This window comes from Methylovorus sp. MP688, from assembly GCF_000183115.1.
Lineage (GTDB): Bacteria > Pseudomonadota > Gammaproteobacteria > Burkholderiales > Methylophilaceae > Methylovorus > Methylovorus glucosotrophus.
The window spans coordinates 2,471,542-2,496,862 of record NC_014733.1; the positions used below are offsets into that span (position 1 = coordinate 2,471,542).

The window sequence follows — 25,321 nt, forward strand, 5'->3', positions numbered from 1 at the left end:
GCATTCCTCAAAGGTTGAGTTCCAGATAACCGCATTTGGCCCGTGACACACAGGGCATGATCTTGCGGCCGCTAGCCTTGTCGGCGTCGCTCAGGTAGTGATCGTGATGTTGCAGTTCGCCGTCGGTGCCCAGCACTTCCAGCTCGCAGCGGCCACAGGCGCCACCGCGGCATAGCGAAGGGGCATCCACGCCAGCGGCCTCCAGGGCCTCCAGCATGCTCATGTCACCCTGCACGGTAATTTCCAGCTCGGACTTGCTGAGCTTGAGCGTGAAGGGCTCGCCCACCGGCGGCGCCAGGAACTGTTCGCTATGAATGTGGTGCTCGGGCCAGCCGAGGGCGCGCGCCGTAGCCACCAGCGCCTCAACCATGCCTTGCGGGCCGCAGGCATAGACGTGGGTGCCCAGTGGCTGGGCGCGCAACAGGGCGTCAAAGTCCATGCGCTGGCCCAGGCTTTCGTCATAGCACACCGCGCGCTGGCTGACGCGCCCCTTGAGAGCATCGGCAAAGGCGGCATGCTCACGTGAGCGGAAACCATAGTGCAGGCTGTAATCGCCGCCCAGACGCTCCAGATCATGAATCTGCGCCATGAAGGGCGTGATGCCGATGCCACCGGCTATCAGCAGGTGATGCTTGGCTACGCGCGACAGGGCAAACAGATTCACCGGATAGCTGATGTCGAGCACGCTGCCGACCTTCACTTCTTCGTGCATGTAGATGGAGCCACCGCGCGACTGTGGCTGGCGATGCACGGCAATTTCGTAATGCGCGCGGTCTTCCGGCGAGCTCAGCAGCGAATAGGCATTGCGATAGGTACGGCCGGGCGCAGGCATGGTGACCACAATATGGCTGCCGCCAGAAAAGGCTGGCAGTTCGCCGCCATGGGCATCCACCAGCGTGAAGTGACGCACACCAGCGCTGACATCCTGAATGGAGGCCACTTTGACCTGTAACTGACTCATGGATAAATCTCCTCGATCTGGGGCACTTCGCCGGGGTTTTCGGCATCCACCATCAGCCCCATATAGGCGCCCATGCGCCGCGAAAAGTGGTCGCGCACAAACAGCTTGCGGCCGCAGCCGGAGCAGGTGGCGATGTTGCTGGTGACCTCATGCGTGAGCGACTTGCAATGCACGCAATACACCGAGCGCGCCAGTGAGCCGGTCAACTCTTTCATGACGTCCTGATTGAGAATGCCGAAGTCGGCGGCGGCATCCGTCACATCCCACATGAATTTCTCGGTGCCTGCGGTGTAAATGCGCAGGCCCATGCGGGCGGTGGCAAGATAATCTGCCCAGGCAGCCAGCAGCTCGGCCGTGGTTGCAAACACCCGCAGATCCGCATCTACTGCGGCCTGCAAGGCAGGCAGGTAATCCTTGTCGGCACCCGCCGGGCTGTAAAACACCGTGATCGGCTGCTCAGGCAAAGCCTGTTGAAAGAGCTTGAGCACAGCCAGCCCGCCGTCGCCCGCTGCCAGCACGGCGTGCGCCGTGGCTTTATCGTTCCAGAGCAGCGCCGTGTAGACCGGCTTGCTGCGTATCCAGTAACCGCGTTCCATCTTGAATGTCCTCTTAAACTGCTGAACCTGATCCTGCTGATTTAGCTGATGACTCAGGCGCCTTCGGGATGCGTGCGCAAACGCAAGGGGTCGTAAAACGGCGTAGGCGCGATATAGGCCTTGCTGACACCGCTGCTGTTGTGCACTTCCAGCGTAGTGCCGATGGCCGAGAGTTCGGGCTTCACATGTGCCATCGCCAGCGAGAGCATGAGGTAGCGGCTGTAACTGGCGCTGGTGATGACGCCGATTTCCTTGCCATCCTTGAACAGTTTCGCCCCGGCTTCCATCGCCGATGCGCTGCGGCAGATGAGGCCGACATGGCGCACGCGCTCGCGGCCTTTCAGCTTGAGGACGGCCGCCTTGCCGATGTAATCGCCCTTCTTGTCGAGGTCCACGCCCCAGCCCATATTGACCTCCCATGGCGTGGTATCGCCTTCGGGCATTTCAAACGGGAAGAACAGCAGGGCAGCTTCAATACGGGTCAGCTCCAAGGAGTTCCAGGAGGCGGGAATGGCACCGAAAGGCGCGCCGACTTCCAGAATCTTGTCCCACAGGAAAACGGCATCGGCGGCGGTACAATAAACCTCGTAGCCACGCTCGCCAGAATAGCCGCCGCGGGCAATCACGATATTTTTGCCAAACAGCACGGTAGGCACATGGCGGAAGTAAGGCAGCCCGGCCAGATCAAAGCTCAGATGCGGTGCCAGGATATCCAGCGACAACGGGCCCTGCAGGGAGAGAATATGCACATCCAGATCAGGCTCAACCTTGACGTTTTTGCCTGCGGATAACAGCTTCAATTGTTCCGGTGTTTTGCCACTGCCATGCGAGAGACGGAAATCCGTAGCGGAATCGCGGATGACCATGATGTCATCGCACAGGGCGCCAGTTTCATCGACCTCGGCGGCCAGCAAGGAACAGCCGGGCTCCAGTTTGGTGATATCGCGGGCCACCAGCTGGTCGATCACGGCTTCGGCATCCGGACCGCTGACCTTGACGATATTTAGTGCCGATACATCATACAAACCTGCCTTGCTGCGCACCGCCACTACTTCGTCATGCACGCTGGTGTTGTAGCTCCACGGAATCGGCATGTCGTTCCAGGTGTCGCCATCGAGCTTGGAGCCGAGTGCGCGATGCCGTTCATTCAGGATGGAATTTCTTGCCATGTGGATGTCCCCTTTTAAATTTGATGCGGTGTTGAACTTGGCATCACGATAGCCAAATCACCTGGGGACCAAAATTCTCTTGAAGGCGTACTACCAAAGAAGTATGCACAAGAAATCTAAGCTTTTAGATGTAAAACCTTAAACAAGCCAATGAAAACACTTTAATTCTTCGCATTAATTCTATATATTCGCGATTAGTATGCGCGAATATCGGTCTGGCTTAGCTGCCCTGTTCGCGTCCAGAGTAATCATGACAAATCGATGGGTTTTGCCGCGCCAATGAAATTCCGAACGTCAGCGTTGGATATAACTACAAGGCTCTTCTGGTGCACAAAACTGGTAGTGCTAATCTGCCTTTTTACGCCGCCTGCCTTTGCAGAGGCCTCCAAAGTCAACCTGCAGCTCAAATGGCATCATCAGTTCCAGTTCGCAGGCTATTACGCCGCCCAGGCCAAGGGGTTTTACAAAGACGCCGGGCTGGATGTGAATATCATCGAGGGCGGCCCTGGCAAACCAGCCCTTGATGCCGTACTGAACGGCTCCGTGCAATACGGCATCAGCGATGCCGATGTGCTAATGGCCCACATGCATGGCAAGCCCGTAGTCGCCATGGCCGCCATCTTCCAGCATTCGCCGTTTATCATCATCAGCCGTGAAGACAGCAATATTCATCGCCTGGCCGACCTCATGGGCAAATCGGTCATGATGAAACATGACCTCAGTGCCGTGCAGTTTGATGCCATGATGCTGAAAGCCGGGCTGGACCCCACCAGCGTGCGTTTCGTCACCCACACCGGGCAGCTGGATGACCTGATCAATCGCAAGGTGGATGCCATGGCGGCGTATGCCACCAATGAACCCTACCGTTTGCGCGCCCGTGGCGTCGAGCCGGCCATCATCAGCACCATTGATTACGACGTGGATTTTTACGGCGATACCCTCTTCACCTCACGCAGCGAAATCGAGACGCACCCGGAACGCGCAGATGCGTTCCTGAAAGCCACGCTCAGGGGTTGGCGTTATGCCTTCGACAACCCGGAAGAAATCTCCAACCTCATCCTGCAACTGCCGGGCGTCAAGCAAAGTGGCGCCACCCAGGAATCGCTGCTGGCCGAGGCCAAGAGCATGCGCCCGCTGGTGATGCCGGATATCGTGGACATGGGCCACATGAATACCGATCGCTGGAGCCATATCGCCCAGTTGCTGGTGCGATTGAAACTGGCACCGGATAGTTATGAGCCTCGCAAGTTCATCTATCACTACGCCACCACCCCCAACACGCTCAATACCCGCTGGATTGCCTTTGGCGTAGCCGCCACCTTACTCTGCGTGATGCTGGTGATTTTGTGGAACGTGCAGATGCGGCGCCAGGTTCGCATGCGCACCGAGGCCTTGCATGCCGAAATTGCCCGCCGCGAGCAAACCGAAGCCTATCTCAAAATATCCAGCCGCATGGCGCGCGTTGGCAGCTGGGTGCTGAGCCTGCCGGAAAAAACCCTGTACTGGTCTGAAGAGGTGCTCGACATACACGAGTGTCCACCCGAGTTTGCCCCGACATTGGATAGCGCGCTGGCGTTTTATCCCGAAGAATGGCGCAGCCGGATTGTGCAGGCGCTGGAAGAATGCCTGCAAAAAGGCGACAGCTTTGATGAAGAGTTGCCCATTCTCACCTGCAAGGACAAGCTGCTGTGGATACGCATCATTGGCCAGGCCGTGTATGACCTGCATGGCAACATCACCCGCATCGAGGGCGCGATTCAGGACATCAGCGCCCAGAAGGTGGCAGAAAGCCGCATTCAGCATCTGGCGTTTTATGATTCCCTGACCAGCCTGCCCAATCGCCAGCTGTTCATAGACCGGCTGGAACATACCCTCGCCTATTCTGCACGTACCAGCAAATCCGGCGCCGTATTGTTCATTGACCTGGACAACTTCAAAACCCTGAACGACACCATGGGCCATGACCTGGGTGACATGCTGCTGCAACAGGTAGCCATGCGCATTGCCGGTTGCCTGCGCGAAAGCGATACCGTGGCGCGCTTTGGCGGTGACGAGTTTGTCGTGCTGCTGCATGAGCTCAGCGGCAATCATCAGGAAGCCGCCGCCCAGGCGCGTCTGGTCAGCGAAAAAATACTGATCAGCTTTGCCCACCCATTCCAGTTCAGCGGCTATGAGCATCACACCAGCGCCAGCATAGGGGTCACCCTGTTTGACCAGCAGCCGACCACGGTAGATGAAATCCTCAAGCGCGCTGATCTGGCGATGTACCAGTCCAAGGCGGCGGGGCGCAATGTCATCCGCTTTTTTGATCCGGAAATGCAGGCGCTGATTGCAGACCGCGTCGAGATGGAAGAAGACTTGCGCAATGGCCTGCGCAATGACGAGTTCTTCTTGTGCTATCAACCCCAGGTGGATAACCAGGGCCGCCTGCTGGGCGCTGAAGCGCTACTGCGCTGGCGCAACCCCAAGCGCGGCATGATCCCGCCCAGCACCTTTATTCCGCTGGCAGAAGATAGCGGGCTGATTGTGAGCGTGGGCAACTGGGTGATGTATGCCGCGTGCAAGCAGCTGGTACTGTGGGCACAACAACCGCTCACCTCCAGCCTGACCCTGGCGGTGAATGTCAGCGCCAAACAGCTGCGCCAGATGGATTTTGTCGACCAGATTGTGGAAGTGCTGAATGTCACCGGCGCCAACCCCAAACGCCTCAAGCTGGAACTGACTGAAAGCCTGATGGTGAACAATATTGAAGACGTGATCGCCAAGATGACCGAGCTTAAAAACATCGGCGTCGGCTTCTCGATTGACGACTTCGGCATTGGCTATTCATCGCTGTCCTACCTCAAGCTGCTGCCGCTGGATCAGCTGAAGATTGACCAGTCTTTTGTACGCGATGTGCTGACTGACCCCAACGATGCCGTAATTGCGCGCACGATTATTGCGCTGGGCAAGAGCCTGAATCTGCAGGTGATTGCGGAAGGCGTGGAAACGCTGAGCCAGCGCGAGTTTCTGGATAATTACGGCTGCGATGCCTATCAGGGGTATCTGTTCAGCAAGCCTGTTCCCGCCGATGAGTTTGAGCGGGATGTGGTGCAAACCTTCGAGCACTTTTAGCCAGCGCCTGCTTGCCCTAGGCCAATGCCCGGCACCAGCATTGCCGGGCTAACCTGATGCCTGTATCAGCTTGCCGCTACCGGCGCTTCTGCGCTGCGATCCGCAAAGCGCAACGAGATACGCAAGCCGCCTTCCGGCGTCGCATCCTGCATCTGAATCGTGGCCCCATGCACCTGGGCAATTTCCAGCACAATCGCCAAGCCCAGGCCACTGCCTGGCTGCTCGGTGCCTATCACCCGGTGAAAGCGTTCGAATACCTTTTCGCGCTCATCCTCCGGAATCCCCGGTCCATCGTCTTCCACGCTGAGCACAAAGCCCTGGTCATCGCGCGTCAGACTGACCGTGACCCGGCCGCCTTCATCGCTATAGCGGATGGCATTGTCCACCAGATTGGAGAGCATTTCTTCCAGGCTGGTCGCATCCCCCAGCACCCAGGCATGGGTCAGTTCGCTTTCAAAGCCCAGATCAATATTGCGAGGCAAGGCCAGTGATATCAGGTCGCCCGTCACATGCTGAGCCAGGGCGCGCAGATCCAGCACATGCATCTGGATGGCACGCATCACCTCGGGCTCGGCACGCGCCAGAATCAGCAACTGATTGACCATGTGCACCAGACGCTCGGTGCTCATGGCGATATTGGCCAGACTTTTTTGCAAAGCCTCCGGATTGGTTTCATATTGCGCGAGCTCCGTCTGCGCCATCACGCCTGCCAGCGGTGTGCGCAGCTGATGGGCGGCATCGGCAATAAAGCGGTTTTGCGATTCCAGCAAGCGTTGTACCTGTTGCATGAGCTGATTGATGGACTCAACCAGCATGCTGACTTCTTCTGGCACCTGCGTAAGCTGCACCGGACTGAGGTCGCGCGGGGTGCGCTGGGCGAGGGCCGCATGCAGATCCCAAAGCGGGCGCAAGCCGCGGCCAATGCCAAACCACATCAGCACCACGGCAACCAGTAACAGCAGCAATTGCGGGATCAGGATGCCCAGCAAAATCTGGCTGGCCAGGTGCTGGCGCCGGTTACGGGTTTCGGCGACCTGTATGCGTACGGACTCATCGCCCTGATCACCCGGAATCACCGCCGGCATCGAGACCACACGCACATCGTGCCCAGCCACATGCCCGCCAACAAAATACATGACTTTGCGCTGCCAGCTCTGCGGCGCCTGATACGCCAGCGCCTTGTCGCCGCCCAGAAAGCGTCCCTGCGGGTCATACACGCTGTAATACATCTCGTCATCCTGGCTGGAGAGCAGCATGCTGCGGACTTCCGGCTTCAGCTCCAGCTGGGCGTTATTCAGGCGATTCTGGGTAATAATCTGCGAAACATCATAGGCCGTGTCGTACAGCGCATGGTCGAACGCCTTGCGCAGGAAATGCAGCGAAATGCGATAAAGAATGGTGGAATCCACCGCAATCAATATCAGCAATGGCACCAACAACCATTTGAGCAGCTGACGACGTACCGAAAAGCGCGACTTCATGCCGACTGCTTTTCCAGGAGATAGCCCAGACCACGCACCGTGCGGATCAGGATGCCGTAGGGCTCCAGCTTTTTACGCAGGCGGTGGACATACACCTCGATGGCATTGTTGCCGACGTCGACATCCCAGTTGCACAGATTTTCCACCAGCGACTCCTTGCTCACCACGCGCCCGCTGCGCAAGATCAGCGCTTCCAGCACGCTCAACTCCCGCTGCGAAAACTCCACCAGCGCACCATTGACCGTCACTGTGCGGTCAGTGCTATCGAAACGCATGGGGCCAAAATCTATATACGACGTCACCACCTGATGACTGCGACGTATCTGCGCCCGCAACCGCGCTTCCAGCTCTGGCAGCTTGAAAGGCTTGGTCAGATAATCATCCGCACCCAGATCCAGTCCGTGTACCCGGTCATCCAGCCCCTCGCGCGCCGAGAGTATCACTACCGGCACCAGCTGTTTGCGCTGACGCAGGCGCCGCAACACCTCGAGGCCATCCATGCGCGGCAGACCCAGGTCCAACACCACCGCATCGTAGACTTGCTCATGCAGCGCCACATCCGCCTGCTGCCCGTCCTGCGTCCAGTCCACCGCATAGCCGGATTTGATCAGCGAGCGATGAATGGCATCACCGAGTACGGCGTCGTCTTCCACTAGCAAAACCCGCATGACGATCCCCTTGCCAAAATAAACCAAAAGCGTATTTCCGCCGACTTACAGTCGGCTTACATTAACCTATCTTAACACCCGGCCTTATGAACACAGCCTCAGCAGCGCGGCAAAAGCCTGCATTTCCTCGCATGTACAGCCTGCGCTAAACTGCCTGTTCTTTCATATCCATGCAATGAAAGGAGTATGTCTCATGACAACCGGTACCGTGAATTTGCATCGTGTATTTCGGGCGCCACCGCAGCGGGTATATCAAGCCTTTCTCAATGCAGACGCCCTGGCGAAGTGGCTGCCTCCTTACGGCTTCACTTGCAATGTTCATCATCTGGAAGCCAAAACCGGTGGCACATTTCGCATGTCCTTCACCAACTTCAGCTCGGGAGACCAACATGCCTTCAGTGGCGAATACCTGGAGCTGATTCCTGATGCAAAACTGCGCTACACCGACCGCTTTGATGATCCCAACCTGCCTGGCGTGCTGGAAGTCACCGTCACCCTGACCGAAGTCTCCTGTGGTACCGACATCGCCATCCAGCAAACGGGCATTCCCGCCGCGATCCCGGTCGAGAGTTGCTATCTGGGTTGGCAGCAATCGCTGGCGCAACTCTCCACGCTGGTAGAGCCTGATATTCCGGGATAGCCAGCAAGACCAACTCGCGGATAATACGCAATATTCCGTCCGGCATAAGGCCCTTTACATGAAGCACATACGATTATTTGTCATCAGCTTGTTACTTGCATCCTCACCCTTGTACGCACAGGCATCAGAAGCTTATATGGGCCAGTTCCTTTATCAATATGAAGGCGGCAATGTTTACCGGGTGACGGTGAACGATGCCAAGTTCATGTCATGGAAATGCATCGCTGGCTCGGAAAAAGGCGCGCATGGAATGGAAACACCTGAGCGCATCAAGGTGGATGAAAACATCTACTTTGCCACATGGCGCGAGAAGACAGGCATCAACGTCACTCAAGTCATCGACCTGAAAAATATGAAGGTGTACTCCACCATTATTGATGGCAAAGAACGTTATGTTCTCTCGGGCAAGATTGTTCGGGAAAAGTGATGTTGGCCCATACGGTGTGAGCGTCTGATAGACATGAAAAAAGCCCGTTGACATGACATGAATCAACGGGCTTTATGGTATTGGCGGATAATTGTATGAGACTTCAAATACACTAAAAAAAGAGCCGACATTTATCGACTCTTTTAATTAGTAGCTGTTCAAGCTACTTTAGAAAGAGTAACCAACCCCGATCTTGAACGTTGTATTTTCAGTTTTACTATTAGGCTCGTAGTAAAGATATCCAGGATCTGCAGCAACTTCATTGTAACCACTTTTCCCATATTTATAGTTGACATAATCAACCCCAACATTTGCGTGAATATGCTCTGTGATTGCATAATCTCCAGAGATTCCAACCCTATAAATATCCGACTTACCTAAAGAATCATTAAAGCCGTAGGAACCTTTAACATCAATTTTTGAATCAAAAGTACGACCCAACATTGCGTCAACACCTACTACAAATTTTTGAATTGGCGAGTATTGCGCAAGGACCCCAAGCCCCCACCATTTGTTTTTATAAGTCTCGCCGTCATTGACCCCACGCTCCCATTCATGTTGCCCTATTTCAGCATATGGGGTAAGCATGAAAGACTCGCCTAACTCAAAACCTTTGCCATAGCGAAAACTGTAATCCGTCAGTTTTGCTTTTGAGCTATCTTTCAGAGATCCATAACCTCCTCCACTGATGTACTGACCAACGTAATCGGTATGGCCTTTATTCCGGCTATACTCAACATGGAAGTAGTCATTAGTAAAGAGAACATCTTTCATTAAAGACAATGACAGGCTGAAACCGGGAACATGTCCACCTTCAGAATCCAGCTTCTCACCGCTTTCTTTTTCGAGATAATCAACATCAATAGTTGTAAGCTGCAAACCAACTTGATTGTTGACCGACTTGATATCCTGAGTGGCCGCATATGCGGGGATGACCAGTAAAGTCCCAACGACAGACAATAAAACATTCTTGATTTTCAAATTATTACTCCCAATGGTAGTGTATGAATATGTACCTGAAACTTGGCATCTCAAAGTTCATATTTACCAGAGTAAATAATCGTAAAAAAAAGGAATATCACCCTTAAGGGCATTGTTAACTTTATGCAACAGTGCGAAGTGAAAAATTAAAAATACTGTCTAAGCTGTCACTTAGTATGTGATTAGTTGTTTACTCAAAGAAATTTTCTCAACCTATCAAGAAAACGAATTGAACAGTTAAAATCCGACAAATGCGTAGAATGAAAAAAGCCCGTTGAACTGAATCAACGGGCTTTTTGGTATTGGCGGAGTGGACGGGGCTCGAACCCGCGACCCCCGGCGTGACAGGCCGGTATTCTAACCAACTGAACTACCACTCCATTCGTTAAGGATTTGGTGGGTGCTGACGGGGTCGAACCGCCGACATTCGCCTTGTAAGGGCGACGCTCTACCAACTGAGCTAAGCACCCGTTTCCTCACGAAGGCCCGCATATTACACAAGGCCGGGCCGTTTGCCAAGTACAACGTGCAAGCTTTATCTGGAAGCGCCATTGGGCAAGGTGGTGCGTGTTTGCACCAGGTCGCTGGTTTCGAACAAGGCGGCGGTCCAATCAATAAACGCGCGCACCTTGGATGAGAGGTGGCGGTTTTGCGGATAGAGCACATACAGGGGCAGGTTTTCCGATAAATGGGTGCCCAGCACGACTTGCAGTTCGCCACTGGCAATGTGCTCCTGCACCATGAAGGTCGCCGCCTGAAAAACGCCCAACCCGGCCAGACAGGCGGCCAGGCAGGCATCGCCATCGTTGAAGATCATTTTTCGATGGCTGGACACTTCATAGCGCTCGCCGTCGCGCTCAAAATCAAATTCGTACACCTTGCCGGTTTTGGATGAAAAATAATGGATGCCGGTGTGGCGCTCCAGATCGCGCGGCTGCAGGGGGATGCCATGCTTGCGCAGATAGCCCGGCGTAGCACAGGTAACAAAGCGCAATGAGGCAACGCGCCGCGCTACCAGCGATTGATCCAGCGGATCGCCACCGCGAATCACGCAATCCACCCCTTCTTCCAGCAGATCCACCGGGCGGTCATTGCAGCCCATTTCAAGGATGATGTCGGGGTATTTTTCCGTAAAGTCCGCCAGTGCCGGGATCAGGATGCGCCGCCCGATGGAGCCCGGCACATCTACCCGCAGCCGCCCGCTGGGTCGCGATGTGGCCTGCCGCAGGGCGGCCTCGGTTTCTTCCAGTTCATTCAATAGTGCCACGGCCCGCTCGTAATAGGCGGCGCCGTCCGTCGTCACACTCACATGCCGTGTGGTGCGGTTGAGCAATTTCACCCCCAGCCGGTTTTCAAGTGCCTGCACCTGGGCAGAAATCGTGGTTTTGGGGAGATTCAGCGACAAAGCCGCCTTGGTAAAACTCGCCAGCTCCACCACGCGGGTAAAGGCCTGCATTGCCTCAAACCTGTCCATTGCCATGTTCAAACCCCCTATTGTCCTGTTTTATTGCACAGTGATTCTGATTTTAGCCTATTTATCTGTATTTATGCTCAATATAAAGTGCGACTAACACTTTTGCAGTCTTCATTTTTAAAACTTCAAGGAGCTTCATCATGGCAAACAAACTGATCAACAAGGTGGCAGTAATTACAGGTGCATCCAAAGGCATAGGCGCTGGCATTGCCAAGCTCTATGCTGCAGAAGGCGCCGCTGTGGTTGTTAACTACGCCTCCAGCAAGGCTGGTGCCGAACAGGTGGTCGCAGACATCACCGCCGCAGGTGGCAAGGCGATTGCGGTGCAAGCCGATGTGGCCAAGCAGGCCGATATCCAGCGCCTGTTTGCTGAAGCGATCAAGGCTTACGGCAAGGTCGACATTCTGGTCAACAATGCCGGCGTTTACGAATTCTCCCCGCTGGAAGCCATCACCGAAGAACACTTCCACAAGCAGTTCAACCTGAATGTGCTGGGCCTCATCCTCACCACCCAGGAAGCCGTCAAGCACTTCCCCGAAGCAGGCGGCAGCATCATCAACATCAGCTCAGTGGTATCCAGCACCTTTGCACCGGCACAAGGGTCGGTTTACAGCGCCACCAAGGGCGCGGTGGATGCCGTGACGCGCTCGCTCTCCAAGGAACTGGGCCCTCGCAAGATCCGTGTCAATGCCATCAACCCTGGCATGGTGGAAACCGAAGGCCTGCATAGCGTGGGCTTTGCTGAAGGCGAATTCCGCAGCCATATCGAAAGCCAGACACCGCTGGGCCGTATTGGTCAGGTGCAGGATATCGCGCCTGCTGCCCTGTTCCTGGCATCCGACGATGCTGCCTGGATCACTGGCGAACCACTGTTTATCTCTGGCGGCTTGCGTTAAACCCGCCGGAAAGCCCCTATCGTCAACATTCAGGAACAGCCGCAAATGAAACCCGTACCCGATCATCAACCAAGCCAGCCGTGGAGCACCAGTTTTATCTCTGCGCATACCGACCGCCTGGTCGGTATCCAGGTCTTTGGCCATGGCAAGCATGAAATCGCTAAACCGGTGATCGTGTACTTTCACGGCGGGCTGTTCAACTGCGGTTCGGTGGAAGATGCCGCCGGACTCGCGCGCATGCTGGCCGACGACTGCGTTGTGGTGTGCGTGGATTATCCGCTGGCGCCGCAGCTGCATTTCCCCGATACCGTGGAAGTGGTATTTGATGCCACGCAATGGGTACACAAGCAGGCAAAAAAACTGGGCGCTGACCCCAAACAGTTGTTTGTCGCAGGGGATCAGGCCGGTGGCAATCTGGCAGCCGTGGTGGCCATGATGGCACGCGACCGTGGCCTTGGCCGCGGTAGCTACCTCAAGGGACAAATACTGATCAACCCCATGCTGGATCCGGGGCAGTCCACCCTATCCATGCGCGCCGCTGAAGACTGCCCTTGCCGCAAGGCCTGGGCCGATTACCTGCCGGTGGCGAGCGATGCCTTGCACCCGTATGCCGCGCCTTTGCATTCCAAACGCCTGGCCGAGCTGGCACCAGCCTTGATCCTGACTTCCGACAACGACCCCTTGCGCGATGAGGCCGAGCTTTATGCCTCGCGCCTTATCGCGGCAGGTGTCTCGGTCAGGGTGCGCCGCATGTCATGCAACAAAGAGAAAGACAGCCTCGCCAGCCCTCGCTGTCAGGGGTTTCACGAGGTAACGCAACTGCTGACTCAGTTTATTACCGAGATGGCATAGCCAGCGCACGCCAGCCAGGCGCCACCTCAAGTTTCACGAATTCACCATTTTTAAAAATAGGGAGTTACACATGAACGCAGCATCCCCCCGCTTTAACCGCAAACTGATATGGCTCGCCCTGGGCGTGGCGCTCATCGGCACGGCAGGCATAGTCTCGCACAACAGCCAGGCCGCCCGACCTGCAGCCACCGCTGCTGCCCCCGCCCCGGTGACAGTCGCCACTGTCATTGAAAAATCCGTCATCGAATGGGATGAATTCTCTGGCCGTGTAGAAGCCGTGGAATACGTGGAGATACGCCCGCGCGTGACTGGCACCATTGATGTCATTCACTTCCGCGATGGCCAACTGGTGAAAAAGGGCGATCTGCTGTTCACCATAGACCCACGTCCTTTTCAGGCTGAACTCGCCCGCGCCGAAGCCGACAAAGCCAGCGCTGAAGCCGCCCTTGAGCTGGCCCGTACCGAGCAGGAGCGTACCCGCCGCCTGATCGAAGACCGCGCCGTGGCTCAACGCGAGCTGGATGAACGCAACAACACCTATCTGGTGGCCAATGCGCGTCTGAAAGCGGCCGAAGCCGCCGTGATGACCGCCCGCCTCAATCTGCAGTACACCGCCATCACCGCGCCGGTGAGTGGTCGCGTATCGCGCGCTGAAATCACCGTGGGTAACCTGGTCGGCCCTACTGGCAACTCCCCTGCGTTGACCACGCTGGTGTCCGTATCGCCCATGTATGTGAATTTTGAAGTGGATGAGCAAACCTACGGCCGTTACCTGGCCCATGGCGCTGGCAACAATTCGCATAGCGATCGCATTCCCGTCGCCATTGGTCTCGCCAGCGAAACCGGCTATCCGCATCAAGGCCAGATCCGCTCGTTCGATAACCGCCTGGATACTGCCTCGGGCACCATCCGCGTGCGTGCCGTGCTGGATAACCAGGATGGCGCGCTGACACCCGGCATGTATGCCCGCGTGCGCACCGGCGGCGGTGGCGAGAAGCCCGCGCTGCTGATTGACGACAAAGCCATAGGCACCGATCAGGACAAGAAATTCGTGATGGTGGTGGATGCCGACAACAAGGCCAACTATCGCCCGATCAAGATCGGCCCCATGGTGGAAGGCATGCGCATCGTGCGTGAAGGCCTGAGCGCCGGTGAACGCATCATCGTCAACGGCTTGCAGCGCGTACGCCCGAATGATGTCGTGGCGCCCACACCTGTCGCCGAATCGCCTGCTGCGCCAGCGGCCAAGTCGGCCAGTCTCGTACCCGCGCCCACTAGCGCGGCTGCCAAGAAAATCCGCATCTGAGTCAGCGCCACTGACCAGTACAGGGAGAATGTAACGTGAATATATCCAGATTTTTCGTGGACAGGCCGATCTTTGCCGGCGTGCTGTCCGTTCTTATTTTTATCGGCGGCTTGATCTCCATGTTCAACCTGCCGATTTCGGAATACCCCGAAGTCGTGCCGCCATCCGTCATCGTCAAGGCGCAGTTCCCCGGAGCCAATCCGCAAACCATCGCGGAAACCGTGGCAGCGCCGATTGAAGAGCAGATCAACGGCGTGGAGGGCATGCTGTACATGGCATCGCAAGCCACCTCTGATGGCTTGATGACGCTGACCATCACCTTCAAGCTCGGCACCTCGCCCGACTTGGCACAGCAACTGGTGCAAAACCGCGTCAACCAGGCCTTGCCCCGCTTGCCGGAAGAAGTGCAACGGCTGGGTGTGACCACGGTGAAAAGCTCGCCGGACCTCACCATGGTCGTGCATTTGCTGTCGCCGAATGGTCGCTACGACATGACCTACCTGCGCAATTACGCCCTGCTGAACGTGAAAGACCGGCTGGCGCGTATTGAAGGCGTAGGCCAGGTGCAACTGTTTGGCGCTGGCGATTACTCCATGCGTATCTGGCTGGACCCGCGCAAGGTAGCCGAGCGCAAGCTCACCGCCAATGATGTGGTCACCGCCATCCGCCAGCAGAATGTGGACGTGGCTGCCGGTGTGATCGGCGCATCGCCGTCTCTGCCTGGCACCGATTACCAGATTTCGGTGAATGCGCGCGGCCGCCTCAATACCGAAGAAGAGTTTGAGAATATCGTCATCCGCACCTCGCCCGATGGCGTGGTCACGCGCCTGAGCGATGTGGCGCGCGTTGAGCTGGGCGCCAGTGAGTATGCCCTGCGCTCGCTGCTGGATAACAAATCCGCCGTCGCCATTCCGATCTTCCAGGCACCGGGTTCCAACGCCCTGCAGATTTCGGAAAACGTGCGCAAGACCATGGCCGAGCTGCAGGAAGACATGCCCGAAGGTCTGGAATACCACATCGTGTATGACCCCACGCAGTTCGTCCGCGCATCCATTCATGCCGTGACCGAAACGCTGTTGATCGCCGTGGGTCTGGTGGTGCTGGTGGTGATTATCTTCCTGCAAACCTGGCGCGCTTCCATCATCCCGCTGCTCGCGGTGCCGGTGTCGGTCATCGGTACCTTTGCCGTGATGATGGGCCTGGGCTTCTCCATCAATACGCTCAGCCTGTTCGGGTTGGTGCTGGCGATTGGTATCGTGGTGGATGATGCCATCGTGGTAGTGGAAAACGTGGAGCGCAATATCGAGCGCGGCCTCTCAGCCAAGGAAGCCACCTATCGCGCCATGCGCGAAGTATCCGGCCCGATTGTCGCCATTGCGCTCACCCTGTCAGCCGTGTTTGTACCACTGGCGTTTGTGAGCGGCCTGACTGGCCAGTTCTTCAAGCAGTTTGCGCTGACCATCGCCATCTCCACCGTGATTTCGGCGTTCAACTCGCTGACGCTGTCGCCTGCCTTGGCCTCCTTGCTGCTCAAGCGCCATGACGAAAAGAAAGATGCCTTCCAGCGCACGATTGACCGTCTGTTCGGCTGGTTCTTTGTGCGCTTCAACCGCGTGTTCCATCGTGGCTCGGAAAAATACGGCAATGGCGTCACCGGCGTGTTGCGCCACAAGAGCGTCATGCTGGTGCTGTATGGCGCGCTGATCGGCTCCACCATGCTGCTGATTCACCTGGTGCCTACCGGCTTTATTCCGGCACAGGACAAGCAATACCTGGTGAGCTTTGCGCAACTGCCGGATGCTGCCTCGCTGGATCGCACCGAAGACGTGATTCGCCAGATGAGCGAGATTGCGCTCAAGCATCCCGGCGTGGAATCGGCCGTGGCCTTCCCAGGCTTGTCGATCAACGGCTTCACCAACAGCCCCAACTCCGGCATTGTGTTTGCCACGCTGAAACCGTTTGATGAGCGCAAGGGCGCGGACCAGTCCGGCTTTGCCATTGCGCAGCAGCTGAACCAGCAATATGCCAGCATTCAGGGCGCGTTTATTGCCGTGTTCCCGCCACCTCCGGTACAAGGTCTGGGCACCATAGGCGGCTTCAAGTTCCAGATTCAGGATAGAGGTGCGCTGGGTAACGTAGCGCTCAACGATGCCCTGCAGGCCTTTATGGAAAAAGCCCGCAAGGCGCCTGAACTGGCCGGCATGTTCTCCAGCTTCCAGATCAATGTGCCGCAGCTGTATGCCGATGTAGACCGCACGCATGCGCAGCAGCTGGGCGTTTCCATCCCGGAAGTGTTCGACACGCTGCAGATTTACCTGGGCTCGCTGTACGTCAATGACTTCAACAAGTTTGGCCGTACCTATCAGGTGCGTGTGCAAGCAGATGCGCCTTTCCGGGCGCATGCGGAAGACATAGGCCTGCTCAAGACACGCAATGCGCAGGGCGACATGGTGCCACTGGCTTCGGTGCTGAAGATGACGCAAAGCTACGGCCCAGACCGCGCCATGCGTTACAACGGCTTCCCGTCGGCTGACGTCAATGGCGGTGCTGCGCCGGGCTACAGCACAGGCGAAGCACAGGCCGCGGTGGAACGCATTGCCGCTGAAACCCTGCCACGCGGCATCGGCTTTGAGTGGACCGAGCTGACCTATCAGGAAAAGATTGCCGGCAACACGCTGTTCGTGATCCTGCCGCTGTCCATCCTGCTGGTGTTCCTGGTGCTGTCTGCGCAGTATGAAAGCCTGACCTTGCCGCTGGCGGTGCTGCTGATTGTGCCCATGGGCCTGCTGTCCGCCATCTTTGGCGTGTGGCTGACCAATGGCGATAACAATATCTTCACCCAGGTAAGTCTGGTGGTGCTGGTCGGCCTTGCGTGCAAGAACGCCATCCTGATTGTGGAGTTTGCCCGTGAGCTGGAGCTGGAAGGCCGCAAGATTTATGCAGCCGCCATTGAAGCCGCCCGTCTGCGCTTGCGCCCTATCCTGATGACGTCGATTGCCTTTATTGCAGGCGTGGTGCCTCTGGTGGTATCGACTGGCGCGGGCTCCGAAATGCGCCATGCCATGGGGATAGCCGTGTTTGCCGGGATGATAGGTGTGACCGTATTCGGCCTCTTCCTCACCCCTGTGTTTTACGTACTGATTCGTACCATGGTGACCAAATGCCAGGACTTCGGCCATGCGCATCACGCTGCCGCACCTGCCATTGAACCAGCACCTGCCTTAGAGAAAGGAACCCAAGAATGAACAAGCACAGCCTGAAACTCAGCTTGCTGGCAACAGCGCTGGTGCTGGCCGGATGCTCCACCGCCAAGCCGCCGGAGCAGATCAACCTGCAACTGCCAAACCAGTATCGCGAAACCGCGCAGCTGGATGGTGCCTGGCAAGCAGGCAACCCGGCCGACCACATTGACCGTGGCGCCTGGTGGACGGTGTTTAACGATACCGAGCTGAATAACCTGATTGAAGCGGCTACCGAAAGCAGCCCGACACTGGCCATCGCGCTGGCGCGGGTAAAAGAAGCCCGCGCCAATGCTGGCGTGGTAGATGCTGACCGCAAGTTCCAGCTGAATGGCGGCGTGGGCCCCACCCGCCAGCGCGATCCGGATACATCGGCCAATACCGAGTGGCGCGCCCAGGTAAATGCCTCATATGAGGTGGACCTGATCGGCCGCCTGTCTGACCAGAGCCGCGCCGCCCGTCTGGATGCGCAAGGCCAGGAGGCCGCCTATCGCTCGGTATTGCTGGCGCTGCAGGCCGACATCGCCCAGCAATATTTCACGCTGCGCGCACTGGATTCGGAGCTGGAGATTCTGCGCAAGACCATAGATCTGCGTCAGGAAGAGCTGCGCATGGTGCAGCGGCGTTATGACCTCGGCGATATCGGCGAGCTTGACCTTGCCAAGGCCAAAACTGAGCTCGCCACCGTGCAGGCCGAGCAGGAATCGGTTGTACGCAACCGCGCCCAGCAAGACCACGCGCTCGCCATTCTGCTGGGCAAAACCCCGGCTGAATTCACCCTGGCCGCAGCGCCCTTGCAACTCAGCGTAGTGCAGGTGCCGGTTGGCCTGCCTTCACAATTGCTGGAGCGTCGCCCGGACATTGCCCAGGCGCAACGGGCACTCGCCGCCGCCAGTGCCCGCGTGGGTGCAGCCAAGGCCGCGTTCTTCCCACGGCTGGTGCTCACCGGCACCGGTGGTTACGAGTCGAACGAACTGCATGAGCTGTTCAAATGGTCCAGCCGCAGCTGGCTGCTCGGCCCGCTGGTCGGCACCGCGCTCACGCTGCCCATCCTCGATGGCGGCCGCAACAAAGCCAACCTGTCGCGCGCCGATGCCGTCTATGAACGCGAAGTCGCCAACTACCGGCAACAAGTGCTGGTCGGCTTTCAGGAAGTGGAAAACAACCTGAGCGGCCTGCGCACGCTGGACCGGCAGATCGACTACCAGCGCCAGGCCATCGCCTCCGCCAGCGTCGCCGAGCGCCTCGCCAACACCCGCTACAAAAATGGCTCTGCCAGCTACTTTGAGGTCATCGACGCGCAACGCACCAGCTTATCCGTGCAGCGCGCCGAAGTGCAAACCGCCGGGCTCAGAATGCTGACTTCGGTGGGCTTGATACGGGCACTGGGTGGGGGATGGTCGGAAACGACAGAAAAGCCCTCATGATGTAAAACGGACTGATGCAAAAACAAAGGTGCAAGAGACTCTCATCTCTTGCACCTTTGTTCTTTTCCAGACGACCTTATTTCAGTGGCAAATAGATGTCTGTTATCAACTCGGCTTCAGGCGTATCCGGCAACAGATTCACGTAATGAAAATAAAGCGGAAAATCACGCAGCTCCTCACCACTCTCCGGCAACCATTCCCGGTACAAGGGATAAATACTTTCCCCAATCCGCGTATGCGAGCCATGATGCCGGACTCTTGCACAACGTCCACCCGGAATAGACTTCACCACAATACCTTGCTCATTCACTGCGATATCGGTTTTGATTTCCCCGGCAATATCAAAGCGAAATGCTGAAGGCTCCGTCGTATCGGGGTTGTCATATGCAATACCAAATGTCCTGGAGCTGTTTTTAGGGGAAGACCCCGTCTGTTTGCGCCACGCAATGAAATCCCCAACAGAATGATTCAGTTTATCGGGTGCGCCGCGATGCTCCTTTACGGCAATCATCGTCGCTTCCACATTCACAATCTCGACCTGCATTATTTTATTTCCTTCTGGTAATCGGAACCCATACACCACATGCCAAGCCTCCCAATCAGGATTTTTCCTGAACGCGGACGGGGATTGCCCAAAAATATTTCCGAAGGCACGGGTAAACGATTCCGGAGTTTCAAACCCGGCATTCAAGGCGATGTCGATAACTTTCACTTTGGGATCGAAGGCGAGCTGATAAGACGCTTGTCGCAGACGAAGCAGCAAAATATACCGAGCAACCGTAATGCCGATGTAATCGGCAAATTGCCGGTGGAAATGGAATCTGGAAAACCCCGCGATATCGCATAAAGCATCCATGCTCAAAGATTGATCCAGGTGCTGCTCAATGTGATCAAGCACCTTTTGAAATCTCATTGCATACACTTCTGCCCTGCGTTGACTCATGTTGGCTCCGTTCTCCACAAACCGAACTATGCCTAAGATGTTGGGCGAAAACCTGACCGAAATTGCTAACTTGGATTTAATCGCGAGTTACAGAAGTCATGAGCATGTGCTCGCAGAAAGATTGATTGAAGGCAAATCAAGAACACCCTCAAAAAAATTGCCCTCAACGCCGGATAACGTTGAGGGCAATTTGATATGCAGCTTTCAAGAAGCTGAGTAGTACAAAGTTAGAACGGAATATCGTCATCAAAATCATCAAAGCCGGAACCACCCGCTGGCTTGGATGTAGCCGCAGCTGGGGCCGGACGGGCTTGGGCTGGGGCGGCGGATTGACGTGGCTGGTACGACGCAGACTGATCTTCGTCCATGACTTCGTAGGCATTGCCGCCGCCGCTGCGGGCGCCGAGCATCTGCATGCGGTCGGCAACCACTTCGGTGGTCTGGCGTTCGTTGCCTTCTTTATCTTGCCATTTGCGGGTTTGCAGGCGGCCTTCGATGTAGACGCTGGAGCCTTTTTTCAGGTACTCCCCGGCGATTTCGGCTTGCTTGCCAAACATGGAGATGCGATGCCACTCGGTGCGCTCCTGTTTCTGGCCGTTTTTATCTTTCCAGGTGTCGGTGGTGGCGATGCTGAAGGATGCCAGCGCGTCGCCGGATGGCATGTAGCGCATTTCGGGGTCACGCCCCAGATTGCCGACCAGAATAACTTTGTTCACAGATGCCATGGTTAATCCTCTATTAATCTCAAAACTTCAGCTTCATCGAATGCGTGTTGCAGATCGACCTTGAGCATGAGCATGCTTTCGTCCGGCAGCACTACCACTTCGCGCACGCCACTGACGGCGGCCAGGCGGGTGGAAAGCTGCTGCGCATCCGCTGAACTCATATCGCGTAAATGATACATTTTACTCTTAACTGCGGGCGGGCTTGTCATACTCAAGGCAAAAATTAACCAAAGGCCCATCAGCACACTACAGAAAATGAAGACTGCGGCAAAGCCATGGTAGTGCGATAAATAACCGCCCATCACACCGCCGAGGAACACCCCGAAAGATTGCGAGGTGTTGTAAACACCGATGGCTGTGCCTTTGGAGGCGGCAGGTGCAATCTTGGAAATGATCGATGGCAGCGTGGCTTCCAGCACATTGAAGGCAATGAAATAAAGCGCCAGTGAAGCGACGATGCCCCAGAAGTGGCTGATGGAGTTGGCCAGCATGAGCTGGGCAACCAGCATGAGGCCAATCGCAGAAACAAACACCTGCTTGAGCTTGGCGCGTTTCTCGCCATAAATAATGGCGGGTACCATGAGGATAAAGCCCACCAGCACCACCGGCAGATAAATCTGCCAATGGTCGTTTTCGCCCATGCCGCTGCTTTGCTTGATAGCAAAGGGGACGACGACAAACATGGCCATCTGCGCCGCATGCAGGGCAAAAATGCCGTAATTAAGGCGCAGGAGCTGGGTGTTCTTGAGCACATCGCGCAGCTTGGAGGTCGATGCTTCGGCATCGGAGTGAAAGCGGCTGACAATGGGGTCAGGCACCATGAATTTCACATCCAGAATCGCCAGGGCGGCAAGCGCACCGGTGAGCAGGAATATGCCTGGCACGCCTATCCATTGATTCAGCGCGGGCCCCAGCACCAGCGAGGCGGCAAATGTCACGCCTATGGTGCCGCCTATCATCGCCATAGCCTTGGTGCGGTGCTCTTCACGCGTGAGATCGGCCACCAGCGCCGTCACTGCGGCAGACACCGCCCCGGCGCCCTGAATGGCGCGGCCAATGATGACGGTAGTGAGGTCATGGGCAAAGCCTGCCACCAGACTGCCAATGACAAACAGAACAAGCCCGGCATAAATGACTTTTTTGCGGCCGAAGTGGTCAGAGGCCATGCCAAACGGCAGCTGGAAGATCGCTTGCGTCAAACCATAGGCGCCCAGTGCCAGACCGATCATCAGATGGCTATCGCCCCCGGGCAGGGTTTCGGCATAAATGGCAAAAATCGGCAGGATCAAAAACATGCCCAGCATGCGCAATCCATAGATGGATGCCAGGCTCATGCTGGCGCGCAACTCCTGGGCGGACATACGTTCATTAGATGACATGGAAATAGATTGGGTTGGGACCGAAAATTGCGTATATTAACAGGTTGCCTCCACTCAGCCCTAGATTCACTCGGGCTATTTTGGTTGCCGCCGAATATAAGCGCCTGGGGGCAGACCAGCCAGGCCGAATACATCAACAGCAATGGCCTGCACAAACATTAGTCCACAATTAGGGAAGCCTCTTCGGCTGCGGATTTTCACGGATTTGATTAGGTGATTGGATTTGCATGGAATACATACGGATACGCGGCGCTCGCACGCATAACCTGAAAAACGTTTCACTCGACCTGCCACGCAACAAGATGATCGTCATCACCGGGCTTTCCGGTTCCGGCAAATCCTCGCTGGCATTCGACACGCTGTATGCCGAAGGGCAACGCCGGTATGTGGAGTCACTTTCTGCCTACGCCCGCCAGTTTCTGGCCCGTATGGATAAACCGGATGTTGACCTGATTGAAGGCTTGTCACCCGCGATTTCGATTGAACAGAAATCCACTTCGCACAACCCGCGCTCCACCGTGGGCACGGTGACGGAAATTCATGATTACCTGCGGCTGCTGTATGCACGCGCGGGCGACCCGGAATGCCCGGATCATGGCATCAAGCTGGAAGCACAAACCGTCTCACAAATGGTGGATAGTGTGCTGGCCTTGCCGGAAGAAACCAAGCTGATGATTCTGGCGCCCGTGGTCAGCAACCGCAAGGGCGAACAGGTGGACCTGTTTGAAGAACTCAAGGCCCAGGGCTTTGTGCGCGTGCGGGTAGATGGCGAGACCTATGAGCTTGACGCCGTGCCCAAGCTGGCAAAAACCACCAAGCATAATGTGGATGTGGTGGTGGACCGCCTGAAGGTACGCGCCGATATGAAGCAGCGCATTGCCGAATCGTTTGAAACCGCGTTGCGGCTGGCAGAGGGCAAGGCGATTGCGGTGGAAATGGATACCGCCAAGGAACATCTGTTCTCGGCCAAATTCTCCTGCCCGGTGTGCGATTACTCGCTGGCCGAGCTGGAGCCACGCCTGTTCTCGTTCAACAACCCCATGGGTGCCTGCCCCAAGTGCGATGGTCTGGGCCAGATCAGCTTTTTTGATCCCAAGCGCGTAGTCGCCTTCCCGCATCTTTCGCTGGCGAGTGGTGCCATCAAGGGTTGGGACAGACGCAACCAGTTTTACTTCCAGTTGCTGTCGTCCCTGAGCCAGCACTATGGCTTTGACCTGGAAACCGCCTTTGAAGAGCTGCCAGCCCATGTGCAGCATATTTTGCTGCATGGTAGCGGCAAGGAAGAAATCAGCTTCAGATACCTGAACGAGCGCGGCAATTTCTATCAGAAAACCCATACCTTCGAAGGCATCCTGAATAATCTGCAACGTCGCTATCACGAGACCGATTCGGTGACCGTGCGCGAAGAGCTGGCGAAATACCTCAACTCGCAGGCTTGCCCGGAATGCGGCGGCACCCGCCTGCGCCGCGAGGCCCGCCATGTCAAAGTCGGCGGTCGCAACATTCACGAAGTCTGCGAAATCGCGCTCAAGCATGCGCTGGTGTTCTTTGACTCATTGGAGCTTACCGGCCAGAAACTGGCGATTGCCGACAAGATCGTCAAAGAGATCAGCAGCCGTCTCAAATTCCTGACCAACGTCGGGCTGGAGTACCTGTCGCTATCGCGCTCGGCAGAAACCTTGTCCGGTGGCGAGGCGCAACGTATTCGCCTGGCGTCGCAGATAGGCTCCGGCCTCACCGGCGTGATGTATGTATTGGATGAACCTTCCATCGGCCTGCATCAGCGTGATAATGACCGCCTGCTGGAAACGCTGATGCGCCTGCGCGACATCGGCAATAGCGTGATCGTGGTTGAGCATGATGAAGATGCGATCATGGCTGCGGATTATGTGGTCGATATCGGTCCGGGTGCGGGTGAGCATGGCGGCCATATTGTGGCGGCGGGCACTCCGAAAGAAATCCAGGACAATGCCAACTCGCTGACTGGCCAATACCTCAGCGGCAAAAAAGCCATCGCCATTCCCAAGAAGCGCCACCAGCCTGACCCGGAGCGCTGGCTCAAGCTGACCCATGCCACGGGCAACAACCTTAAAGACGTCGATCTGGCGATCCCAGTCGGCCTGCTGACCTGCGTCACTGGCGTCTCCGGCTCCGGCAAATCCACGCTGGTGAATGACACTCTGTATCGCGTGGTGGCCAAGCATCTGTATGGCAGCTCCACCGAGCCGGCTGAATTTGCCGAGATTGATGGGCTGGCATTTTTTGACAAGGTGGTCGATGTAGACCAAAGCCCGATTGGCCGTACACCACGCTCCAACCCGGCGACCTACACCGGCCTGTTTACGCCCATACGCGATCTGTTTGCCGGCGTACCGGAAAGCCGTGCGCGCGGGTATGGCCCGGGCCGTTATTCGTTCAACGTCAAAGGCGGCCGCTGCGAAGCCTGCCAGGGCGATGGCGTGCTGCGCGTGGAAATGCACTTCCTGCCGGATGTGTATGTGCCTTGTGATGTCTGCAAGGGCCAGCGCTATAACCGCGAAACCCTGGAAATCCAGTACAAGGGCAAGAACATCCACGAAGTGCTGGGCATGACGGTAGAGCAGGCACGCGCCTTCTTTGACGCCGTTCCCGTCGTGGCGCGCAAGTTGCAAACCCTGCTGGATGTGGGCCTAGGCTACATTACACTGGGGCAATCGGCCACCACACTTTCCGGCGGCGAAGCCCAGCGCGTCAAGCTGGCGCTAGAGTTATCCAAACGCGATACCGGCCGCACGCTGTACATTCTGGATGAGCCGACCACGGGGCTGCACTTTGCTGATATTCAGTTGCTGCTGGACGTGATTCATCGCCTGCGCGATGCGGGTAACACCATCGTCATTATCGAGCACAACCTGGATGTGATTAAAACCGCGGACTGGCTGATCGACATGGGCCCTGAAGGTGGCGATGGCGGCGGCATGGTCGTGGCAGAGGGCACGCCCGAGCATGTGGCGACCATTGCCAAGAGCTATACCGGTAAATACCTCAAGGATTACCTCTAGCC

At 56.7% G+C, this 25,321-nt stretch carries 19 protein-coding genes and 2 tRNA genes; 9 read left to right on the top strand and 12 right to left on the bottom strand.

Annotated elements, in window-relative coordinates; genetic code table 11:
* Positions 1 to 7: 7 nt before the first annotated feature.
* The 3 genes from MPQ_RS11790 to MPQ_RS11800 are packed head-to-tail and all read right to left on the bottom strand — an operon-like array spanning position 8 to position 2,726.
* Positions 8 to 961: a PDR/VanB family oxidoreductase gene (locus MPQ_RS11790; protein ID WP_013443178.1), complete on the bottom strand. Its 954-nt coding sequence runs from the start codon at positions 959 to 961 to the stop codon at positions 8 to 10.
* On the bottom strand, positions 958 to 1,557 hold the full coding sequence (locus MPQ_RS11795; RefSeq protein ID WP_013443179.1) for a dimethylamine monooxygenase subunit DmmA family protein: 600 nt from the start codon (positions 1,555 to 1,557) through the stop codon (positions 958 to 960). The genes MPQ_RS11790 and MPQ_RS11795 overlap by 4 nt, the downstream gene beginning before the upstream one ends.
* 53 nt (positions 1,558 to 1,610) lie before the next feature.
* A complete protein-coding gene (locus MPQ_RS11800) occupies positions 1,611 to 2,726 on the bottom strand; it encodes an aminomethyltransferase family protein (RefSeq protein WP_013443180.1) in 1,116 nt (371 codons plus the stop codon).
* A 342-nt stretch (positions 2,727 to 3,068) separates the two neighbouring features.
* Between MPQ_RS11800 and MPQ_RS11805 the strand changes: the two genes are divergently transcribed.
* Positions 3,069 to 5,840 (top strand): EAL domain-containing protein, encoded by a 2,772-nt coding sequence (locus MPQ_RS11805; protein ID WP_013443181.1) that lies wholly within the window; start codon positions 3,069 to 3,071, stop codon positions 5,838 to 5,840.
* Between the two features lie 65 nt (positions 5,841 to 5,905).
* On the opposite strand, the gene MPQ_RS11810 is transcribed toward MPQ_RS11805, so the two are convergent.
* On the bottom strand, positions 5,906 to 7,321 hold the full coding sequence (locus MPQ_RS11810; RefSeq protein ID WP_013443182.1) for a sensor histidine kinase: 1,416 nt from the start codon (positions 7,319 to 7,321) through the stop codon (positions 5,906 to 5,908).
* Positions 7,318 to 7,989, bottom strand: a complete 672-nt coding sequence (locus MPQ_RS11815; protein WP_013443183.1) for a response regulator transcription factor — start codon at positions 7,987 to 7,989, stop codon at positions 7,318 to 7,320. The genes MPQ_RS11810 and MPQ_RS11815 overlap by 4 nt, the downstream gene beginning before the upstream one ends.
* Before the next feature lie 193 nt (positions 7,990 to 8,182).
* On the opposite strand from MPQ_RS11815, the gene MPQ_RS11820 reads away from it, so the two are divergent.
* Together MPQ_RS11820 and MPQ_RS11825 are read left to right on the top strand one after the other, a co-directional pair.
* On the top strand, positions 8,183 to 8,629 hold the full coding sequence (locus tag MPQ_RS11820; protein ID WP_013443184.1) for an SRPBCC family protein: 447 nt from the start codon (positions 8,183 to 8,185) through the stop codon (positions 8,627 to 8,629).
* Positions 8,630 to 8,687: 58 nt separating this feature from the next.
* On the top strand, positions 8,688 to 9,056 hold the full coding sequence (locus MPQ_RS11825; RefSeq protein ID WP_041362394.1) for a MoaF C-terminal domain-containing protein: 369 nt from the start codon (positions 8,688 to 8,690) through the stop codon (positions 9,054 to 9,056).
* Between the two features lie 168 nt (positions 9,057 to 9,224).
* On the opposite strand, the gene MPQ_RS11830 is transcribed toward MPQ_RS11825, so the two are convergent.
* The 4 genes from MPQ_RS11830 to MPQ_RS11845 all read right to left on the bottom strand — a co-directional run bounded on the left by MPQ_RS11830 (position 9,225) and on the right by MPQ_RS11845 (position 11,517).
* The gene (locus MPQ_RS11830; protein WP_013443186.1) at positions 9,225 to 10,037 is read right to left on the bottom strand and encodes an outer membrane beta-barrel protein; all 813 of its coding nucleotides are present in this window, start codon (positions 10,035 to 10,037) and stop codon (positions 9,225 to 9,227) included.
* A 303-nt stretch (positions 10,038 to 10,340) separates the two neighbouring features.
* A tRNA-Asp gene (locus MPQ_RS11835) sits at positions 10,341 to 10,417 on the bottom strand.
* 14 nt (positions 10,418 to 10,431) lie between these two features.
* Positions 10,432 to 10,507: transfer RNA gene (locus MPQ_RS11840), tRNA-Val, on the bottom strand.
* A gap of 65 nt (positions 10,508 to 10,572) precedes the next feature.
* On the bottom strand, positions 10,573 to 11,517 hold the full coding sequence (locus MPQ_RS11845; protein ID WP_013443187.1) for a LysR family transcriptional regulator: 945 nt from the start codon (positions 11,515 to 11,517) through the stop codon (positions 10,573 to 10,575).
* 134 nt (positions 11,518 to 11,651) lie between these two features.
* Between MPQ_RS11845 and MPQ_RS11850 the strand changes: the two genes are divergently transcribed.
* The 5 genes from MPQ_RS11850 to MPQ_RS11870 all read left to right on the top strand — a co-directional run bounded on the left by MPQ_RS11850 (position 11,652) and on the right by MPQ_RS11870 (position 19,231).
* Entirely contained in the window at positions 11,652 to 12,407 is a 756-nt protein-coding gene (locus MPQ_RS11850; RefSeq protein WP_013443188.1) for an SDR family NAD(P)-dependent oxidoreductase, read from the top strand.
* 45 nt (positions 12,408 to 12,452) lie between these two features.
* The gene (locus MPQ_RS11855; protein ID WP_013443189.1) at positions 12,453 to 13,259 is read left to right on the top strand and encodes an alpha/beta hydrolase; all 807 of its coding nucleotides are present in this window, start codon (positions 12,453 to 12,455) and stop codon (positions 13,257 to 13,259) included.
* Between the two features lie 70 nt (positions 13,260 to 13,329).
* Complete coding sequence (locus MPQ_RS11860) at positions 13,330 to 14,565, top strand: efflux RND transporter periplasmic adaptor subunit (RefSeq protein WP_013443190.1); 1,236 nt, start codon at positions 13,330 to 13,332, stop codon at positions 14,563 to 14,565.
* A 35-nt stretch (positions 14,566 to 14,600) separates the two neighbouring features.
* Positions 14,601 to 17,810 (top strand): efflux RND transporter permease subunit, encoded by a 3,210-nt coding sequence (locus MPQ_RS11865; protein WP_013443191.1) that lies wholly within the window; start codon positions 14,601 to 14,603, stop codon positions 17,808 to 17,810.
* Entirely contained in the window at positions 17,807 to 19,231 is a 1,425-nt protein-coding gene (locus tag MPQ_RS11870) for an efflux transporter outer membrane subunit (RefSeq protein ID WP_013443192.1), read from the top strand. Before MPQ_RS11865 ends, MPQ_RS11870 begins: the two co-directional genes overlap by 4 nt.
* A 76-nt stretch (positions 19,232 to 19,307) precedes the next feature.
* On the opposite strand, the gene MPQ_RS11875 is transcribed toward MPQ_RS11870, so the two are convergent.
* The 3 genes from MPQ_RS11875 to MPQ_RS11890 all read right to left on the bottom strand — a co-directional run bounded on the left by MPQ_RS11875 (position 19,308) and on the right by MPQ_RS11890 (position 22,278).
* On the bottom strand, positions 19,308 to 20,174 hold the full coding sequence (locus MPQ_RS11875; RefSeq protein WP_041362398.1) for a GyrI-like domain-containing protein: 867 nt from the start codon (positions 20,172 to 20,174) through the stop codon (positions 19,308 to 19,310).
* Positions 20,175 to 20,401: 227 nt separating this feature from the next.
* Positions 20,402 to 20,899, bottom strand: coding sequence for a single-stranded DNA-binding protein (locus tag MPQ_RS11885; RefSeq protein ID WP_013443195.1), 498 nt, complete (start codon positions 20,897 to 20,899; stop codon positions 20,402 to 20,404).
* A gap of 2 nt (positions 20,900 to 20,901) precedes the next feature.
* Entirely contained in the window at positions 20,902 to 22,278 is a 1,377-nt protein-coding gene (locus MPQ_RS11890) for an MFS transporter (RefSeq protein ID WP_015830983.1), read from the bottom strand.
* Between the two features lie 227 nt (positions 22,279 to 22,505).
* On the opposite strand from MPQ_RS11890, the gene uvrA reads away from it, so the two are divergent.
* Positions 22,506 to 25,319 carry an excinuclease ABC subunit UvrA gene (gene uvrA / locus MPQ_RS11895; RefSeq protein WP_013443197.1) on the top strand — a complete coding sequence of 938 codons (2,814 nt, stop codon included), beginning with the start codon at positions 22,506 to 22,508 and terminating at the stop codon, positions 25,317 to 25,319.
* The last annotated feature ends 2 nt before the right edge of the window (positions 25,320 to 25,321 follow it).

Excerpts from the sequence above, each read along its gene's own strand:
- MPQ_RS11820 (WP_013443184.1), top strand. The coding sequence starts at position 8,183 with ATGACAACCGGTACCGTGAATTTGCATCGTGTATTTCGGGCGCCACCG.
- MPQ_RS11870 (WP_013443192.1), top strand. The coding sequence starts at position 17,807 with ATGAACAAGCACAGCCTGAAACTCAGCTTGCTGGCAACAGCGCTGGTG.
- MPQ_RS11800 (WP_013443180.1), bottom strand. The coding sequence starts at position 2,726 with ATGGCAAGAAATTCCATCCTGAATGAACGGCATCGCGCACTCGGCTCC.
- MPQ_RS11850 (WP_013443188.1), top strand. The coding sequence starts at position 11,652 with ATGGCAAACAAACTGATCAACAAGGTGGCAGTAATTACAGGTGCATCC.
- MPQ_RS11845 (WP_013443187.1), bottom strand. The coding sequence starts at position 11,517 with ATGGCAATGGACAGGTTTGAGGCAATGCAGGCCTTTACCCGCGTGGTG.
- MPQ_RS11860 (WP_013443190.1), top strand. The coding sequence starts at position 13,330 with ATGAACGCAGCATCCCCCCGCTTTAACCGCAAACTGATATGGCTCGCC.
- uvrA (WP_013443197.1), top strand. The coding sequence starts at position 22,506 with ATGGAATACATACGGATACGCGGCGCTCGCACGCATAACCTGAAAAAC.
- MPQ_RS11890 (WP_015830983.1), bottom strand. The coding sequence starts at position 22,278 with ATGTCATCTAATGAACGTATGTCCGCCCAGGAGTTGCGCGCCAGCATG.
- MPQ_RS11790 (WP_013443178.1), bottom strand. The coding sequence starts at position 961 with ATGAGTCAGTTACAGGTCAAAGTGGCCTCCATTCAGGATGTCAGCGCT.
- MPQ_RS11795 (WP_013443179.1), bottom strand. The coding sequence starts at position 1,557 with ATGGAACGCGGTTACTGGATACGCAGCAAGCCGGTCTACACGGCGCTG.
- MPQ_RS11885 (WP_013443195.1), bottom strand. The coding sequence starts at position 20,899 with ATGGCATCTGTGAACAAAGTTATTCTGGTCGGCAATCTGGGGCGTGAC.
- MPQ_RS11875 (WP_041362398.1), bottom strand. The coding sequence starts at position 20,174 with ATGAGTCAACGCAGGGCAGAAGTGTATGCAATGAGATTTCAAAAGGTG.
- MPQ_RS11810 (WP_013443182.1), bottom strand. The coding sequence starts at position 7,321 with ATGAAGTCGCGCTTTTCGGTACGTCGTCAGCTGCTCAAATGGTTGTTG.
- MPQ_RS11815 (WP_013443183.1), bottom strand. The coding sequence starts at position 7,989 with ATGCGGGTTTTGCTAGTGGAAGACGACGCCGTACTCGGTGATGCCATT.
- MPQ_RS11855 (WP_013443189.1), top strand. The coding sequence starts at position 12,453 with ATGAAACCCGTACCCGATCATCAACCAAGCCAGCCGTGGAGCACCAGT.
- MPQ_RS11825 (WP_041362394.1), top strand. The coding sequence starts at position 8,688 with ATGAAGCACATACGATTATTTGTCATCAGCTTGTTACTTGCATCCTCA.